Origin of the sequence: Rathayibacter sp. AY1B5 (genome assembly GCF_002932795.1) — a bacterium.
Lineage (GTDB): Bacteria > Actinomycetota > Actinomycetes > Actinomycetales > Microbacteriaceae > Rathayibacter.
Genome location: NZ_PSWM01000017.1, coordinates 32747 through 48676 on the forward strand (window position 1 = coordinate 32747; position 15930 = coordinate 48676).

The following is a 15930-nucleotide window of genomic DNA, read 5'->3' on the forward strand; positions in this document are numbered from 1 at the left end:
GAACGGGCGGCCCCCCCCGTGCGGGTGACCGCGGGCCGGGGACGTCGAAGGCCCCGCCGGTGTCCCGACGGGGCCTTCGATCGTTCAGCTCATCTCAATCAGCTGTAGTTGCCCGGCTCGTAGCCGTCGCTCGAGAACGAGTCGAAGTCCACGAACGAGAGGTCGGCGTCGCTGAACGCGGCGTCGTCGGCGAAGATGCGGTTGGGGTACCGCTCGGCCTTCGCCTCCTCGGTCGCCTCGACCGACACGTTCCGGTACTTGGGCAGACCGGTTCCCGCCGGGATCAGCTTTCCGATGATCACGTTCTCCTTCAGGCCCATCAGCGGGTCGCGCTTGCCCTCCATGGCCGCCTGCGTCAGGACGCGGGTGGTCTCCTGGAAGGACGCGGCCGACAGCCACGACTCGGTCGCGAGCGAGGCCTTGGTGATGCCCATGACCTCCTGGCGGGCGGACGCGGTCCGCTTGCCCTCGGTCAGAGCCGCACGGTTGACCTCGCTGTAGCGCGAGCGGTCGACGAGCTCGCCCGGCAGCAGCTCCGTGTCGCCGTGGTCGACCACGGTGACCTTGCGGAGCATCTGACGCACGATGACCTCGATGTGCTTGTCGTGGATCGGCACACCCTGCGAGCGGTAGACGCCCTGGACGCCGCCCACCAGGTGCTTCTGGACCTCGCGGACGCCCAGCACGCGCAGGACCTCCTTGGGGTCGACCGTTCCGACGTGCAGCTGCTGCCCGAGCTCGACGTGCTGGCCGTCCTCGATGAGGAGCTGCGAGCGCTTGAGCACCGGGTAGATGACCGCCTCGTCGCCGTTGTCCGGCTGGAGGATGACGCGGCGGGCACGGTCGGTGTCCTCGATGGTGATCCGGCCGGCGGCCTCCGCGATCGGCGACGCGCCCTTGGGGGTGCGGGCCTCGAAGAGCTCCTGCACGCGGGGAAGACCCTGCGTGATGTCGTCGGCCGAGGCCGATCCACCGGTGTGGAAGGTGCGCATCGTGAGCTGCGTGCCGGGCTCGCCGATCGACTGGGCCGCGATGATGCCGACGGCCTCTCCGATGTCGACGAGCTTGCCGGTGGCGAGCGAGCGGCCGTAGCAGGCCGCGCAGACGCCGACGGCGGACTCGCAGGTCAGGACGGAGCGCACCTTGATGTGGCGCACGCCCGCTCCGACCAGCTTCTCGATGAGCACGTCGCCCACGTCCTCGCCGGCCTCGGCGACGAGCTCGCCGGCCTCGTTCGACGCCGGGGTGGCGAGCGAACGGGCGTAGACGGAGTTCTCGACGTTGGAGTCCTTGATCCAGGCGCCGGTGGCGTCCTGGAGCATGATCGGCAGGTCGAGGCCCTTCGAGGTGCCGCAGTCCTCCTCGCGGATGATGACGTCCTGCGAGACGTCGACGAGTCGACGCGTCAGGTAGCCCGAGTCCGCGGTGCGGAGCGCGGTGTCGGCCAGGCCCTTGCGGGCACCGTGCGTGGCGATGAAGTACTCGGCGACCGACAGGCCCTCGCGGTACGAGGAGATGATCGGTCGGGCGATGATCTCGCCCTTCGGGTTGTTCACCAGGCCTCGCATGCCGGCGATGTTGCGCACCTGCAGCCAGTTTCCGCGGGCACCGGAGGTGACCATGCGGTTGATGGTGTTGTCCGTCGGGAAGTTCGCGCGCATGGCCTTGGCGACCTCGTCGGTCGCCTCGGTCCAGATCTTCACGAGCTCCTGGCGGCGCTCGGCCTGAGTGGTCAGACCCTTGTCGTACTCGGACTCGACCTTGGCGGCCTTCTTCTCGTAGCCCGCGATGATCTCGGGCTTCGACGGAGGCGTGAGGATGTCGGACAGCGCCACGGTGACACCCGAGCGGGTGGCCCAGTAGAAGCCGGCGTCCTTGATCCGGTCGAGCGAGGCGGCGACCTCCACCTTCGGGTAGCGCTCCGCGAGGTCGTTGACGATCCCGGAGATGGTCGTCTTGTCGGCGACCTGCTCGAAGTAGGGGTAGTCCACCGGCAGCGCCTCGTTGAAGAGGGCGCGGCCGAGCGTGGTCTCGAGGAGGACCGGCGCGGTGACCTTGCCGTTCTCGTCGATCTCGACGCCCTCGGGGGCCTGACCCTGCGCGAAGTACACGTCCGACATGCGGATCCTGACCTTCGAGTTCAGGTGCAGCGAGCCCTGGTCCTTCGCGAGGATCGCCTCCGAGACGGAGGAGAACGCGCGGCCCTCGCCGGCGGCGCCCTCGCGGATCGTCGTCAGGTGGTGGAGGCCGATGATCATGTCCTGCGTGGGCAGGGTGACCGGACGGCCGTCCGAGGGCTTGAGGATGTTGTTCGACGCGAGCATCAGGATGCGCGCCTCGGCCTGAGCCTCGACGGACAGCGGCAGGTGGACGGCCATCTGGTCGCCGTCGAAGTCCGCGTTGAAGGCGGCGCAGACGAGCGGGTGCAGCTGGATCGCCTTGCCCTCGACCAGCTGGGGCTCGAAGGCCTGGATGCCGAGACGGTGCAGCGTGGGCGCGCGGTTCAGCAGGACGGGGCGCTCGCGGATGATCTCCTCGAGCACGTCCCACACCTGCGGGCGCGAGCGCTCCACCATGCGCTTGGCGGCCTTGATGTTCTGCGCGTGCGACAGGTCGATCAGGCGCTTGATCACGAACGGCTTGAACAGCTCCAGTGCCATCTGCTTGGGCAGACCGCACTGGTGCAGCTTGAGCTGCGGGCCGACGATGATGACCGAGCGGCCCGAGTAGTCGACGCGCTTGCCCAGCAGGTTCTGGCGGAAGCGACCCTGCTTTCCCTTGAGCATGTCGCTCAGGGACTTCAGGGCGCGGTTGCCGGTTCCGGTGACGGGGCGGCCGCGGCGGCCGTTGTCGAAGAGGGCGTCGACCGCCTCCTGGAGCATGCGCTTCTCGTTGTTCACGATGATCTCGGGGGCACCGAGGTCGAGCAGGCGGCGGAGGCGGTTGTTGCGGTTGATCACGCGACGGTAGAGGTCGTTCAGGTCGCTCGTCGCGAACCGGCCTCCGTCGAGCTGCACCATCGGGCGCAGCTCCGGCGGGATGACCGGGACGACGTCGAGGACCATCGCGGCCGGCGAGTTGCCGGTGGCGAGGAACGAGTTGACGACGCGCAGGCGCTTGATGGCGCGGATCTTCTTCTGACCCTTGCCCTCGGCGATCTGCAGGTGCAGCGTCTCGGCCTCGGCCTGGAGGTCGAACTGCTCGAGGCGCTTCTTGATCGCCTCGGCGCCCATGTAGGCCTCGAAGTAGACGCCGTACCGGTCGACGAGCTCGTTGAAGACCGCGTCCTCGGGCTTGAGGTCGCCGACCTTGAGGGTGCGGAACTGCTCCCACACGCTCTCGAGCCGCGCGATGTCCTCGTCGAAGGACTTGCGGATCTGGCCCATCTCCTTCTCGGCGCCGTCCTTGGTGCGGCGCTTCTGGTCGCTCTTGGCGCCCTCCGCCTCCAGAGCGGCGAGGTCGGTCTCCAGGCGCGCCAGGCGGTCCGCGATGCGGGAGTCGCGCTGGTCCGAGAGGGTCTTGATCTCGAGCCGGAGCTCGTTCTCGAGACCGGGCATGTCGGCGTGACGGCCGTCGTCGTCCACGTCGATGATCATGTACGCCGCGAAGTAGATGACCTTCTCGAGGTCCTTCGGCGCCATGTCCAGCAGGTATCCGAGGCGCGAGGGGACGCCCTTGAAGTACCAGATGTGGGTGACGGGGGCGGCGAGCTCGATGTGGCCCATCCGCTCGCGGCGGACCGAGGACTTGGTGACCTCGACGCCGCAGCGCTCGCAGACGATGCCCTTGAAGCGGACTCGCTTGTACTTGCCGCAGGAGCACTCCCAGTCGCGAGAGGGTCCGAAGATCTGCTCGCCGAACAGTCCGTCCTTCTCGGGCTTCAGGGTGCGGTAGTTGATGGTCTCGGGCTTCTTCACTTCACCGTGCGACCAGCGACGGATGTCATCGGCCGTCGCGAGGCCGATGCGCAGCTCATCGAAAGTGGTTACGTCGAGCAATGTTTTCTCCTTGTCGGAAAACAGGGTGTCTCGTCAGAGACGGGAGTCGTCGGAGGCTGGCGCGGATCAGATGTCGTCGACGGAGGACGACTCGAACCGGGAGGAGATGTTGATGCCGAGCTCTTCCGCGGCGCGGTAGACCTCGTCATCGGTGTCGCGCAGGCTGACCGCGGTGCCGTCGGCCGAGAGGACCTCGACGTTCAGGCACAGGGACTGCATCTCCTTGATGAGGACCTTGAAGGACTCCGGGATGCCGGGCTCCTGGATGTTCTCGCCCTTGACGATGGCCTCGTACACCTTCACGCGGCCGAGGATGTCGTCCGACTTGATGGTGAGGAGCTCCTGGAGGGCGTAGGCGGCGCCGTAGGCCTCGAGGGCCCACACCTCCATCTCGCCGAAGCGCTGTCCGCCGAACTGCGCCTTACCACCGAGCGGCTGCTGGGTGATCATCGAGTACGGGCCCGTCGAGCGCGCGTGGATCTTGTCGTCGACGAGGTGGTGCAGCTTCAGGATGTACATGTAGCCGACCGAGACCGGGTCCGGGAAGGGCTCCCCGGAGCGGCCGTCGAACAGCTGCGTCTTGCCGGACGAGCCGATCAGGCGCTCTCCGTCGCGGGTCGGGGTGGTCGAGTCGAGCAGCCCTGCGAGCTCCTCCTCCGCCGCACCGTCGAAGACGGGGGTCGCGACCTTGGTGCCGGGCGCCGCCTCGCGGGCGTGCTCGGGCAGGCGCGCGGCCCACTCCGGCTGGCCCTCCACCTTCCAGCCCTGCTTCGCGATCCACCCGAGGTGGATCTCGAGGACCTGGCCGAAGTTCATGCGGCCGGGGACGCCGAGCGGGTTGAGGACGATGTCGACCGGGGTGCCGTCGGCGAGGAACGGCATGTCCTCGACCGGCAGGATCTTCGAGATGACGCCCTTGTTGCCGTGGCGGCCGGCGAGCTTGTCGCCCTCGGTGATCTTGCGCTTCTGGGCGATGTAGACGACCACGCGCTGGTTGACGCCCGAGCCGAGCTCGTCGTCGCCGTCCTGCGCGTCGAACACCTTGACGCCGATGATCGTGCCCTGCTCGCCGTGGGGCACCTTCAGCGACGTGTCGCGGACCTCGCGGCTCTTCTCGTTGAAGATCGCGCGGAGCAGGCGCTCCTCGGCCGAGAGCTCGGTCTCGCCCTTGGGCGTGACCTTGCCGACGAGGATGTCGCCGGGGCGGACCTCGGCTCCGATGCGGATGATGCCGCGCTCGTCCAGGTCGGCCAGGAGCTCCGGGCTGACGTTGGGGAGGTCGCGGGTGATCTCCTCCTTGCCGAGCTTGGTGTCGCGGGCGTCGACCTCGTACTCCTCGATGTGGATCGAGGAGAGGACGTCGTCCTTCACCAGGTTCTGGCTGAGGATGATCGCGTCCTCGAAGTTGTGGCCCTCCCACGGCATGAACGCGACGAGCAGGTTCTTGCCCAGCGCGAGCTCGCCGTTCTCGGTGGCGGGGCCGTCGGCGACGACCTCGCCGACCTCGATGCGCTCGCCGGCCGAGACGACCACGCGGTTGTTGTACGAGGTGCCCTGGTTGGAGCGGTCGAACTTGCGGAGGAAGTAGGTCTGCGTGCCGCCCTCGTCCAGCTGGACGGTGACGGAGTCGGCGGAGACCTCCTGGACGACACCGGCCTTGTCGGCGGTGATGACGTCGCCGGCGTCGATGGCCGCGAAGCCCTCCATGCCGGTTCCGACGACGGGCGACTCGCTGCGCAGCAGCGGGACGGCCTGACGCTGCATGTTCGCGCCCATGAGCGCGCGGTTCGCGTCGTCGTGCTCGAGGAACGGGATCAGCGAGGTCGCGACCGAGACCATCTGGCGCGGCGAGACGTCCATGTAGTGGACGCGCTCGGCGTCGACGAGCTCGACCTCTCCGCCCTTGGGGCGGACCAGGACCTTGCCCTCCGCGAAGCGGAAGTCCTTCGTGAGGGGGGCGTTCGCCTGGGCGACCAGGTACTCGTCCTCCTCGGACGCGGTGAGGTAGTCGATCTGCGAGGTGACGGTGCCGTCGACGACCTTGCGGTACGGCGTCTCGATGAAGCCGAACGAGTTGATGCGCGCGAAGGACGCGAGCGAACCGATCAGGCCGATGTTCGGGCCTTCCGGGGTCTCGATCGGGCACATGCGGCCGTAGTGCGAGGGGTGGACGTCGCGGACCTCGACGCCGGCGCGCTCACGGGAGAGTCCGCCGGGGCCGAGCGCCGACAGGCGGCGCTTGTGGGTCAGACCCGCGAGCGGGTTGTTCTGGTCCATGAACTGCGACAGCTGGCTGGTCCCGAAGAACTCCTTGATCGCGGCGACGACGGGGCGCACGTTGATCAGGGTCTGCGGGGTGATCGCCTCGATGTCCTGCGTGGTCATGCGCTCGCGGACGACGCGCTCCATGCGGGACAGTCCGGTGCGGACCTGGTTCTGGATCAGCTCGCCGACCGCGCGGATGCGGCGGTTGCCGAAGTGGTCGATGTCGTCGACGTCCAGACGCAGCTCGACCGCCTCGCCGTCGCGCACGCCGGGGAGGGCGGTGCGGCCGTCGTGCAGGGCGACCAGGTACTTGATGGTCGCGATGATGTCCTCGACCGTCAGCACCGAGTCGGACAGCGCCTTGTCGATGCCGAGCTTGCGGTTGATCTTGTAGCGGCCGACCTTCGCGAGGTCGTAGCGCTTGGAGTTGAAGTAGAAGTTGTCCAGCAGCGCGCGGGCGGCCTCGGCGGCGACCTGCTCGCCCGGACGGAGCTTGCGGTAGATGTCGCGGAGGGCGTCCTCCTTGGTGAGGATGTTGTCCTTCTCGAGGGTCAGCTCGATCGACTCGTAGCCGGCGAACTGCTCGAGGATCTCCTCGCTCGTCAGGCCGAGGGCCTTGAGGAACACGGTGACCGACTGCTTGCGCTTGCGGTCGATGCGCACGCCGACCTGGTCGCGCTTGTCGATCTCGAACTCGAGCCAGGCGCCGCGGCTCGGGATGACGCGGGCGGAGTAGATGTCCTTGTCGGACGTCTTCTCCTGCTGGCGCTCGAAGTAGACGCCGGGGCTGCGCACGAGCTGGGACACGACGACACGCTCGGTGCCGTTGATGATGAAAGTGCCCTTCTCGGTCATCAGCGGGAAGTCGCCCATGAAGACCGTCTGGGTCTTGATCTCACCCGTGAGGTGGTTCATGAACTCGGCCTCGACGTACAGCGGAGCGGCGTAGGTCTTGCCGCGCTCCTTGCACTCCTCGATCGTGTACTTCTCGGGCTCGAGGTACGGGTTCGTGAAGCTCAGCTGCATCGTCTCGCTGAGGTCCTCGATCGGGGAGATCTCCTCGAAGATCTCGTCGAGTCCGGAGTTGGCGGGGAGGTCCTCCCGGCCGGCGGCCTTCGCCTCGGCGACGCGGGTCTTCCACGCCTCCGAGCCGACGAGCCAGTCGAAGCTCTCGGTCTGCAGCGCGAGCAGATCCGGAACGGTCAGGGTGTCGCTGATCTTGGCGAACGAGAGACGCGAAGCTCCGCGTCCGTTCTTGGGTGAGGTGGTGGTCGCGGTGGACGCAGCAGCCAAGGAAGGAACCTCCGTAGACCCTCGCGGGTCTCAATCTGTGGGATGTGTGGAGTGGGCTCCCGCCGGACGGGCCGCCACCCCTGCCCGCACGCCGTGCGGACCGAGGCGACTCGGTCTTGGGGGCGGGGCTAGAGTGTGGCAACGGCATCCACCATCTGATGCCGGGTTCCGGTGACCTGCCGACCGCGATATGAGGGCATGGGTACTCGGGAGCGCAAAGTACGAATATAGCCGTATCGCGCCACGCCGCGCAAGTGCGGATGCTTGCGCCGCCCCGCGGGGTCCGGTATACGAGGCCACGGCCTCCCGGATCGTCCCGAGCGGGCCGGGGCGCGGAGCCCCGCGATCCCGCCGTCGCGGCAGACTGGTCGGATGCAGGAACGCACCGGCCGCCGACGCGGAGACGACTCCGAGCACCCTCGCGCCGTGCTCGCCAGCGGGTACACCGCGCAGATCGAGCCCGACCGGCACTCGCCCGAGGCGGCGACCCTGGTCGTCGACGGCACTCCGCAGTCGCACGTCGACCTCGCGGACCCGACGCACCTCTCTTTCGAGTACGTCCGCCGGATCGGCCACGCGATCGACCTCGTCGCCCCCGAGGGCGAGAGCGTCACGGCGCTGCACCTGGGAGCCGGAGCGCTGACCCTCCCCCGCTACGTCGCCGCGACCCGGCCGGGCTCGCGCCAGCAGGTCGTCGAGATCGAGGGCGCTCTGGTCGAGCTGGTGCGCGAGGCGCTCCCGCTCCCCCGTGGGGCGCAGATCCGCATCCGCCAGGGCGACGCCCGCGAGGTGCTCGGCAAGCTGCCGCCCGGGCTGCGCGGCACGGTCGACGTGGTCGTGGTCGACATCTTCTCGGGCGCGCGCACGCCCGCGCACGTGACCAGCGCCGAGTTCTACCGGGCGATCGCGCCGCTGCTCGCCCCCGGCGGCCTCGTCGCCGTGAACGTGGCCGACGGCGGTGCGCTCGCCTTCGCCCGCGCCCAGGCCGCGACGCTCGCCTCCGTCTTCGCGCACACCGCGATCATGACCGACACCCAGATGCTCAAGGCCAAGCGCTTCGGGAACGTGGTGATGCTCGCCTCCGCCGATCCGCTGCCGCTCGACGGCCTGCCGCGGCGCCTCGCCTCCGACCCCGCGCCCTCCAAGCTCGTGCAGGGACGGGAGCTCGAGAACTTCATCGCCGGCGCCCTCGTCGTCACGGACGAGACCGCGACCCCGTCGCCGCTGCCGGCGCGGAGCATCTTCCAGGTGCGACGGGGCTGACCCGGGCCGCGCGTCGGGGCGCCGTCCGGGGACCCGCCGGTACACTCGACGCCGGGGTCAGCGACCCCGACCGTCCTCTCGTCCGCCGCGCGCGACGATCCGGATCCGCACTCCACGAGGAAGCATCGCCCTGAGCATCATCATCCGCCACGACCCCGCGACCCTCCACGAGGAGATCGACGTCGACGCCGCCCAGGAGCGCCTGGAGGAGATCGGCGCGCTGCGCAGCCTCGCCGCGCTCACCGAGAAGGCGGAGCTGCTGCGCCTGCTCGGGCGCGTCGACGAGGCGTGGGACCTCGCGAACGAGGCCGTCCGCCGCACCCGCTTCTCCGGCGACCGCGCCGAGCTGCTCACCGCCCGCGTCCGCCGCGCCCGCCTCATGCAGCTCCGGGGCCGCACCGACGAGGCCCTCTCGGAGCTCGCGCTCTGCGTCGAGGAGGCGCGCACGCACGAGTGGCACCTCGAGCACTCCTTCGCGCTCAAGCACCGCGGCCTCACCTTCTTCGAGCTGGGCGAGTACGGCCGGGCGATGCGCGACTTCGACGCCGCGACCGCACTCGGCGAGCGCGTCGGGGTCCCCGAGGAGGAGCTCGAGGTCGCGCGCCTGGGCTACGCCGCCGCGTCCGAGTTCCAGGACGGGTCCGACCGCGCACTCCGCGCCGACGGCACCGCCCGCGGCCGCCGCCGCGCCGACGGCGACGAGTCCTAGGCAGCGCCACCGGTGGCCGACCTCGACGACGTGGCCCGCTGGGCCGACGCGCTGATCGAGGAGCACCTCGACCCCTCCTGGTCCTTCGCGCTCGACCACGCGCGCACCCGCGGCGGCGCCTGCCACTGGACGCGCCGCCGGATCACGGTCTCGCGCCACCTCGCCGCCCGCTGGAGCGACGAGGAGGTCCGGCAGACCCTCCTGCACGAGGTCGCGCACGCGCTCGCCGGTCCCGACGCCGGGCACGGACCTCAGTGGGGGCGGATCGCTGGGCGGCTCGGCTACACGGGATCGCGCACCCACAGCAACCCGACCGCGGACGAGCTCGCTCCGTGGGTCGGCACCTGCCCGGGCGGCCACCTCTTCTACCGGCACCGCCGACCCACCCGGCCCCTGGCCTGCGGCCGCTGCGCGCGCCGGTTCGAGCCCGCGAACGCGATCCAGTGGCGCCGCCGACCGGTCCCGGCGCCGTGAGCCCGGACGAGGCTCCGCACGGCGGCCGCACCCCGGTCACCGGCCAGTGGCTCCCCGAGGCCGACGGCCGACGCTGGTGGTTCGACTCCGGCAGCCTCGCACTCGACTTCGCCACGACCGGAGCACTGCCCGCGGGCGCGGCCGAGCACCTCGACTCCGACGCCGCCCTGGCCGCCTGGCTCGCCGAGCGCTTCGAGGCGGTCGGCCCCGACAGCCGGGACGCGCGCCTGGACGACGCGCTGATGCTCCGGGGCGCGATCGCGCGCCTGGCCGTCGCGGCCGAGGCCGGCACCGCTCTCGATCCGCGCGACGTCGACGTGGTCAACCTGGTCGCAGCGATGCCCGACATCCCGCCGGTGCTGAGCGGCGGATCGCGGCAGGCCGGACGGCTCCATGCGGCGGGCCGGCAGGCGCTCGCGTCGATCGCCCGCGAGGCCGTGGGGCTGCTGGGGCCGGCCGTGGCCGGACGGCTGCGGCGCTGCGCGGATCCGGAGTGCCGGATGCTCTACCTCGACACGTCGCGCGCCGGTTCGCGCCGCTGGTGCTCGATGCAGCGCTGCGGGAACCGGGCGAAGGTCCGGGCCTACCGGGCGCGCGCCGCCGCCCCGCGCGGCTGACGGACCGCCGCGGCACCGGGAGCAGCGCCGCGGCGGGACGGGTCAGTCGGAGACGCGGACCGAGCGGTCGAAGGCGACGTAGCCCGAGAAGTCCTTGCCGACGCGGTCGAACGCCGTCGGGTAGGGGTGCGGGTACGACCAGGCCTTGTCCTTCTGCAGGCCGTCGCCGGTCTGCACCGAGAAGTACTGGCACTCGCCCTTCCACGGGCAGGTGTAGGGGGTGGGGCTCTCGACGAGCACGCCCTCGGCGATGCTCGACGGCGGGAAGTACCAGTTGCCCTCGATCGAGATCAGGTCGGAGTCGGGGGCGTCGGCGAGGACGACGTCGTGGAGAACGGCTTTCATGCGGGCCAGCTTTCGGTCGGGGCGGGGGCGGAGGGACCGCCTCCGCCGAACGCTACGCCGGGGGCGGGCGCGTGGTCGAGGCGGCGGCTCCGATCCGCAGGGGCTTGTGCGCTCCGCGGACCTCCAGCACCGCGCGGAGGCAGCGCCCGCCGGAGCGGCGGGTCAGCGGAGGATCGCCACCTCGTCGACGGTGTCGACCCTCGCGGCGGCGCGGACCTCGTCCGCCCGCCCCTCGGCGGCGAGCAGACGGCCGGACTCGGACGCGGTGAGCAGGTGCGCGCACGCCCGGCGCAGGCCCTCGTAGGACGCGCAGGCCACCGCGGCCTCGGGCGAGACGTGATCGATGCCCAGCCCGATGAGCGCGTCGACGACGGCGCCGGCGGCCAGCTGGTCCTCCATCGCGAACCGCACCGCTCCGCTCTCGTCGACGTCGCCCAGGGCGATCACGTTGACGCTGGTGCGCCCGCCGTTCTCGTGCTGGCGCTCCAGGATCCAGCGGGCGACGGCGGAACGGTCGGCCAGTCCCGCTCGGACGACGCGGCCCTCCACCGCCCCGAGGTCCGGGCCCTCGCCTCCGGGCAGGGCGTCGACGAGCACCGTGACGTGGGCGGGGGCGAGCACGCGGAGGGCGCGGGCGCCCCACTCGAAGCGGATCTGATAGGTCGACTGGTCGACGGAGGCGGCGGGAGCGGTCACCCTGACACGCTAGCGAGCCCTGACGCGCATACACGTCCGGGGCTCCGCGCGCACCCGGTTCCCGCGCAGGGGCGGGCGGAGGAGGATGTCCCTCGTGAAGGTGATGCTCAAGCACGTGCTCGACACCGACGCCGACTCCGCCTGGCGCGCCCTGCAGAGTCCGGCCGTGTTCCGGGAGGTGATGTCCCCGCTCCTGACCGCCGCGTCGCTGGACGAGGGCGGCTTCCGCCCGACCTGGGGGCTGGGCTCCCACGAGGTCGCGATGGACGCCCTCGGGATCGTGCCGATGGGAGCGCAGGAGATCGACCTCTCCTACCGCCGCGTCCCCTCGATGCCCGATGTGCGGATCCTGCGCGACAGCGGCGGGCCGCTCACCGGCTCCCTCCGCCTGATCACCGCGTGGGACCACCGCATGGCCGTGGCCCCGCTCCCCGACGGGCGCACGCTCTTCCGCGACCGCCTCGAGTTCTCGGCGGGCCTCGCCTCGGCCGCGCTCTGGCCGTCGATGTGGGCGTTCTGGCAGTGGCGCGGCATCCGCATCCGCTCCCTCGCCCCGACCTGGCGCCACGATCTCGGCGCCGACACCCGCCCGCGCGGGGAGTCCGCCGCATGAGCCCCGACGGCGTCGCCGAGGAGGAGACCGAGCTGTCGCGCTCGGAGCTCCTGCGGCTGCAGTGGCCCTCCGCCGAGGAGGAGGAGCAGGACGACGACGACGCCGTCTCGCCCCGCCGCCGCCTCACGACCGCGGTCGAGGTGTCGGACTGGCGCCGCCACGTCCAGGCCCTCTACGCGGAGGTGCGCCGGCTCTCGAACGTGGACCTGCTCGCCGCGCACGCGTCCTGGATCCGCGGGCGCAACGCGCTCTTCGCGCAGCACCCCTCCACTCCGCTCCTGCCGGCCGATCGCGCGCACTTCCGCTCGCTGCCGATCGCGCCCTACGACGCGGCCTGGCGCTTCGAGCTCGAGGTGGCTCCCGCCGAGGAGGCGCGGCGGATGGACGTGGAGACCGGCACCGACGGCACCGTCCCCTTCGAGCTGATCGGCACGGTCGAGGTGCCCGACGCCGGCAGCCTCGACGTCTGGCGGCTCGCCTCCTACGGCGGGGGCCTGTTCCTGCCGGTCAAGGACGCCCTCGCGGGGACCCCCGGCGGCACCTACGGCGGCGGCCGCTACCTCCTGGACACCGTGAAGGGCGCCGACCTCGGCCCGGGCTCCGCCCCGGGGACGCTGGTGCTCGACTTCAACTTCGCCTACAACCCCTCCTGCGCCTACGACCCCGCCTGGGCCTGCCCGCTCGCCCAGGCGGGCAACCGGCTGGCGGTCGAGGTGCCGGTCGGCGAGCGCTACCGGGGCTGACGCCGACCCTGGACGTTCTCGGAGGGTCGGCCGATAGCCTCCGGGCGGCGCCGTCCCGCGCCGGAAAGCAGGAAAGCCGCATGCCCCGTCCCGTCCTCCTCGTCACCGGAACCTCCACCGGCATCGGCCGCGCCACCGCGATCGAGGCCGCACGCGCAGGCTGGCGGGTGGTCGCCACGGTGCGGGATCCGGAGCGGGCGGAGGGCCTGCGCGCCGCCGCCGCCGAGGCCCGCGTCGAGCTCGACCTGCGGGCGCTCGACGTGACCGACGCGGACTCCGTCGCCGGGTGCCTCCGCGCCGTGGAGGAGGAGCTCGGTGGTCTCGACGCCCTCGTGAACAACGCCGGAGCCGGCCATCTCGGCACCCTCGAGCTGGAGGATCCGGAGGAGCTGCGCCGCGTGATGGAGGTCAACTTCTTCGGCACCGTCGCGGTCACCCGCGCCGCGCTGCCGATGCTGCGCTCGTCCCGCGGCCGCATCGTCACCGTCTCGAGCGTCGGCGGCGCGATCGGGCAGCCCTTCAACGAGGACTACTGCGCGGCGAAGTTCGCGGTCGAGGGGTTCTTCGAGGCGCTCGCCCCGGTCGCCGCCTCCGTCGGCGTCCACGTGTCGCTGATCGAGCCGGGAGCGGTCCGCAGCAGCTTCGTCGAGAACGTCGGCATCGACGCGGCGGCGATGCTCGCGCAGGCCGGCCCCTACGCGCCGGCGCTCGGCGCCTATCTCGACCGCGCCGCGTCGTCCTTCTCCTCGACCCACGCGCAGGACCCGTCCGACGTCGCCGCCGTCATCCTGAAGACGCTGCGCGACCCGGAGCCGGCCTTCCGCGTGCAGACCTCGGACTGGGCGGGCGACTTCGTCGGAACCAAGCTGAGCGACCTCGACGGCTCCCGCGTGCAGGCCGCGATGCGCGGATGGATCGGCATCCACTAGAGTAGGAGGGTGCGAGCGCAGCGACTGCGCTCCCCCGCGTCGTAGAACGCCCCTTGTCCCCTAGGACTCTGACCGTCGAGGATCCGTCCCGACCATCTGGCGCACGTGCATGAGGCCCCCGGCCGCGCGCACCGAATCGTACGGCGAACGGATGTGACCACCGTCACCTTCGCCCGAACGCCGATCACCCGCGCCCCCGGCCACCGCCTGCGCGTCCTCGATCGGCATGATGCCCCCGAAAGGCACCACTCCATGTCGAACACCCCCCTCTCCTTCAGCGCCCTCGGCGTGCCGGCCCCCCTCGTGGCCGCGCTCACCGCGAGCGGCATCACCGAGCCCTTCCCGATCCAGGTCGACACCCTGCCCGACACGCTCGGCGGACGCGACGTCCTCGGCCGCGGCAAGACCGGCTCCGGCAAGACCCTCGCCTTCTCCATCCCGATGATCGCCCGCCTCGGCGGCTCCCTCGCCGGCGGACGCCGCCGCCCCGGCCGCCCGCTCGGACTCGTCCTCGCGCCGACCCGCGAGCTCGCCACGCAGATCACCGCCGCGATGCAGCCCCTCGCCGACGCCTACGGCATCGTCACCACCACGATCTTCGGAGGCGTCTCGCAGCAGCGCCAGGTCGCGGCGCTCAAGCAGGGCGTCGACATCGTCGTGGCCTGCCCGGGCCGCCTCGAGGACCTGATGAAGCAGGGCTTCGTGAACCTCGACGCCGTCGAGATCACCGTGCTCGACGAGGCCGACCACATGGCCGACCTCGGCTTCCTGCCGGTCGTCACGCGCGTCCTCGACAAGACCCCCCGCGGCGGGCAGCGCCTGCTGTTCTCCGCGACGCTCGACAACGGCGTGGACAAGCTGGTCAAGAAGTACCTCCAGAACGAGGTGCTCCATTCGGTCGACGAGGCCAACTCGCCCGTCGCGCTGATGACCCACCACGTGTTCGAGGTCGACGGCCTCGACGCCAAGAACGCGCTCGTGAAGACGCTCGCGTCCGGCACCGGCCGCCGCATCCTCTTCATGCGCACCAAGCACCACGCGAAGAAGCTCGCCAAGCAGCTCACCGGCCAGGGCATCCCCGCGGTCGACCTGCACGGCAACCTCTCGCAGGTCGCCCGCGACCGCAACCTCGCCGCGTTCGGCGCCGGCACCGTCAAGGTCCTCGTCGCCACCGACGTCGCCGCCCGCGGCGTGCACGTCGACGACGTCGAGCTCGTCATCCACGTCGACCCGCCGATGGAGCACAAGGCGTACCTGCACCGCTCGGGCCGCACCGCCCGCGCCGGCAGCGAGGGAGACGTCGTCACCGTCGTCCTGCCCACGCAGCGCAGCGACGTGAAGACCCTCCTGCGCAAGGCCGCGATCCAGGTCGCGCCCCAGCAGGTGACCGCCGACTCGGCCGCCGTCGCGAAGCTCATCGGCGACGTCGCTCCGTACGTCACCCCCAGCGCGGTCGTCGAGCCCGCCCGCGGCCAGTCGCAGGGCGGACGCTCGCAGGGCGCCAACGCGCAGCGCAAGCGCGCGGCCCGCACCGAGGGCACCGCCGCACCCCGCGGCGGACGCTCGACGGGCGCCGCGACCGGCGGAGGCGACCGCCCCCGCCGCGACCGCACCGCCGCCGAGGGACCCGCCCGCGGCGGCGCCCGCGGAGGCCGCAGCCGCTCGGCCGCCGGCGCCCCCTCGACCTCGGGCGGATCGCGCTCGTTCTACAGCACCGCGACCGGTGGCGCGTCCTCGGCCGCACCCGCTCGCGAGTCCGCCGGCGGCGGCGCCCGCCGCGGCGGACGGCGCGCGCAGGGCTGAACCGTTTCGTGCGCCGCGGAGCGGCGCACCGCGGTCGGCTTCAAGCACGGTTGCGACGCGCAGAGCGTGTCGCGAACGGCTAGGCCGATCCGCTGACACGCGGATCGACCGTTCGCCTGTGCCTTCGAGTGCGCCGCAGAGCGGTGCACCGCGGTCGGCTTCAAGCACGGTTGCGACGCGCA

At 71.4% G+C, this 15930-nt stretch carries 12 protein-coding genes; 8 read left to right on the forward strand and 4 right to left on the reverse strand.

The features are described from left to right. Positions 1-98: 98 nt before the first annotated feature. Both C5D44_RS11510 and rpoB read right to left on the reverse strand, forming a co-directional pair. Positions 99-3998: a DNA-directed RNA polymerase subunit beta' gene (locus C5D44_RS11510; RefSeq protein ID WP_104224580.1), complete on the reverse strand. Its 3900-nt coding sequence runs from the start codon at positions 3996-3998 to the stop codon at positions 99-101. Between the two features lie 66 nt (positions 3999-4064). Further along, positions 4065-7556, reverse strand: a complete 3492-nt coding sequence (gene rpoB, locus C5D44_RS11515) for a DNA-directed RNA polymerase subunit beta (RefSeq protein ID WP_104247589.1) — start codon at positions 7554-7556, stop codon at positions 4065-4067. A gap of 372 nt (positions 7557-7928) precedes the next feature. On the opposite strand from rpoB, the gene C5D44_RS11520 reads away from it, so the two are divergent. The 4 genes from C5D44_RS11520 to C5D44_RS11535 all read left to right on the forward strand — a co-directional run bounded on the left by C5D44_RS11520 (position 7929) and on the right by C5D44_RS11535 (position 10619). Next, positions 7929-8819 (forward strand): spermidine synthase, encoded by an 891-nt coding sequence (locus C5D44_RS11520; RefSeq protein WP_104277004.1) that lies wholly within the window; start codon positions 7929-7931, stop codon positions 8817-8819. A 379-nt stretch (positions 8820-9198) separates the two neighbouring features. After that, the gene (locus C5D44_RS18095; RefSeq protein WP_181118496.1) at positions 9199-9528 is read left to right on the forward strand and encodes a hypothetical protein; all 330 of its coding nucleotides are present in this window, start codon (positions 9199-9201) and stop codon (positions 9526-9528) included. Positions 9529-9540: 12 nt separating this feature from the next. Continuing rightward, complete coding sequence (locus tag C5D44_RS11530; RefSeq protein ID WP_104281712.1) at positions 9541-10002, forward strand: SprT-like domain-containing protein; 462 nt, start codon at positions 9541-9543, stop codon at positions 10000-10002. Further along, a complete protein-coding gene (locus C5D44_RS11535; RefSeq protein WP_104277026.1) occupies positions 9999-10619 on the forward strand; it encodes a CGNR zinc finger domain-containing protein in 621 nt (206 codons plus the stop codon). The genes C5D44_RS11530 and C5D44_RS11535 overlap by 4 nt, the downstream gene beginning before the upstream one ends. Before the next feature lie 42 nt (positions 10620-10661). Here the strand turns inward: C5D44_RS11535 and C5D44_RS11540 are convergent, their stop codons facing one another. Together C5D44_RS11540 and C5D44_RS11545 are read right to left on the reverse strand one after the other, a co-directional pair. Next, the gene (locus C5D44_RS11540) at positions 10662-10964 is read right to left on the reverse strand and encodes a DUF427 domain-containing protein (RefSeq protein ID WP_104277002.1); all 303 of its coding nucleotides are present in this window, start codon (positions 10962-10964) and stop codon (positions 10662-10664) included. Positions 10965-11126: 162 nt separating this feature from the next. Next, positions 11127-11660: a 2-phosphosulfolactate phosphatase gene (locus C5D44_RS11545; protein ID WP_104281713.1), complete on the reverse strand. Its 534-nt coding sequence runs from the start codon at positions 11658-11660 to the stop codon at positions 11127-11129. 85 nt (positions 11661-11745) lie between these two features. Here C5D44_RS11545 and C5D44_RS11550 point away from each other — a divergent pair, with 85 nt between their 5' ends. The 4 genes from C5D44_RS11550 (at position 11746) to C5D44_RS11570 (ending at position 15748) form a co-directional block, all read left to right on the forward strand. Next, positions 11746-12273: a hypothetical protein gene (locus tag C5D44_RS11550; RefSeq protein WP_258065059.1), complete on the forward strand. Its 528-nt coding sequence runs from the start codon at positions 11746-11748 to the stop codon at positions 12271-12273. Continuing rightward, positions 12270-13016, forward strand: a complete 747-nt coding sequence (locus C5D44_RS11555; RefSeq protein ID WP_104281714.1) for a DUF1684 domain-containing protein — start codon at positions 12270-12272, stop codon at positions 13014-13016. The genes C5D44_RS11550 and C5D44_RS11555 overlap by 4 nt, the downstream gene beginning before the upstream one ends. Before the next feature lie 80 nt (positions 13017-13096). Beyond that, a complete protein-coding gene (locus C5D44_RS11560) occupies positions 13097-13945 on the forward strand; it encodes an SDR family oxidoreductase (protein WP_104281715.1) in 849 nt (282 codons plus the stop codon). A gap of 252 nt (positions 13946-14197) precedes the next feature. Continuing rightward, positions 14198-15748, forward strand: a complete 1551-nt coding sequence (locus C5D44_RS11570; protein ID WP_104281716.1) for a DEAD/DEAH box helicase — start codon at positions 14198-14200, stop codon at positions 15746-15748. The last annotated feature ends 182 nt before the right edge of the window (positions 15749-15930 follow it).

Bases quoted from the DNA above. Each gene is read 5' to 3' on its own strand.
- C5D44_RS11520 (WP_104277004.1), top strand. From the start codon at position 7,929: ATGCAGGAACGCACCGGCCGCCGACGCGGAGACGACTCCGAGCACCCT.
- C5D44_RS18095 (WP_181118496.1), top strand. From the start codon at position 9,199: ATGCAGCTCCGGGGCCGCACCGACGAGGCCCTCTCGGAGCTCGCGCTC.
- C5D44_RS11540 (WP_104277002.1), bottom strand. From the start codon at position 10,964: ATGAAAGCCGTTCTCCACGACGTCGTCCTCGCCGACGCCCCCGACTCC.
- C5D44_RS11550 (WP_258065059.1), top strand. From the start codon at position 11,746: ATGTCCCTCGTGAAGGTGATGCTCAAGCACGTGCTCGACACCGACGCC.
- C5D44_RS11555 (WP_104281714.1), top strand. From the start codon at position 12,270: ATGAGCCCCGACGGCGTCGCCGAGGAGGAGACCGAGCTGTCGCGCTCG.
- C5D44_RS11560 (WP_104281715.1), top strand. From the start codon at position 13,097: ATGCCCCGTCCCGTCCTCCTCGTCACCGGAACCTCCACCGGCATCGGC.
- C5D44_RS11570 (WP_104281716.1), top strand. From the start codon at position 14,198: ATGTCGAACACCCCCCTCTCCTTCAGCGCCCTCGGCGTGCCGGCCCCC.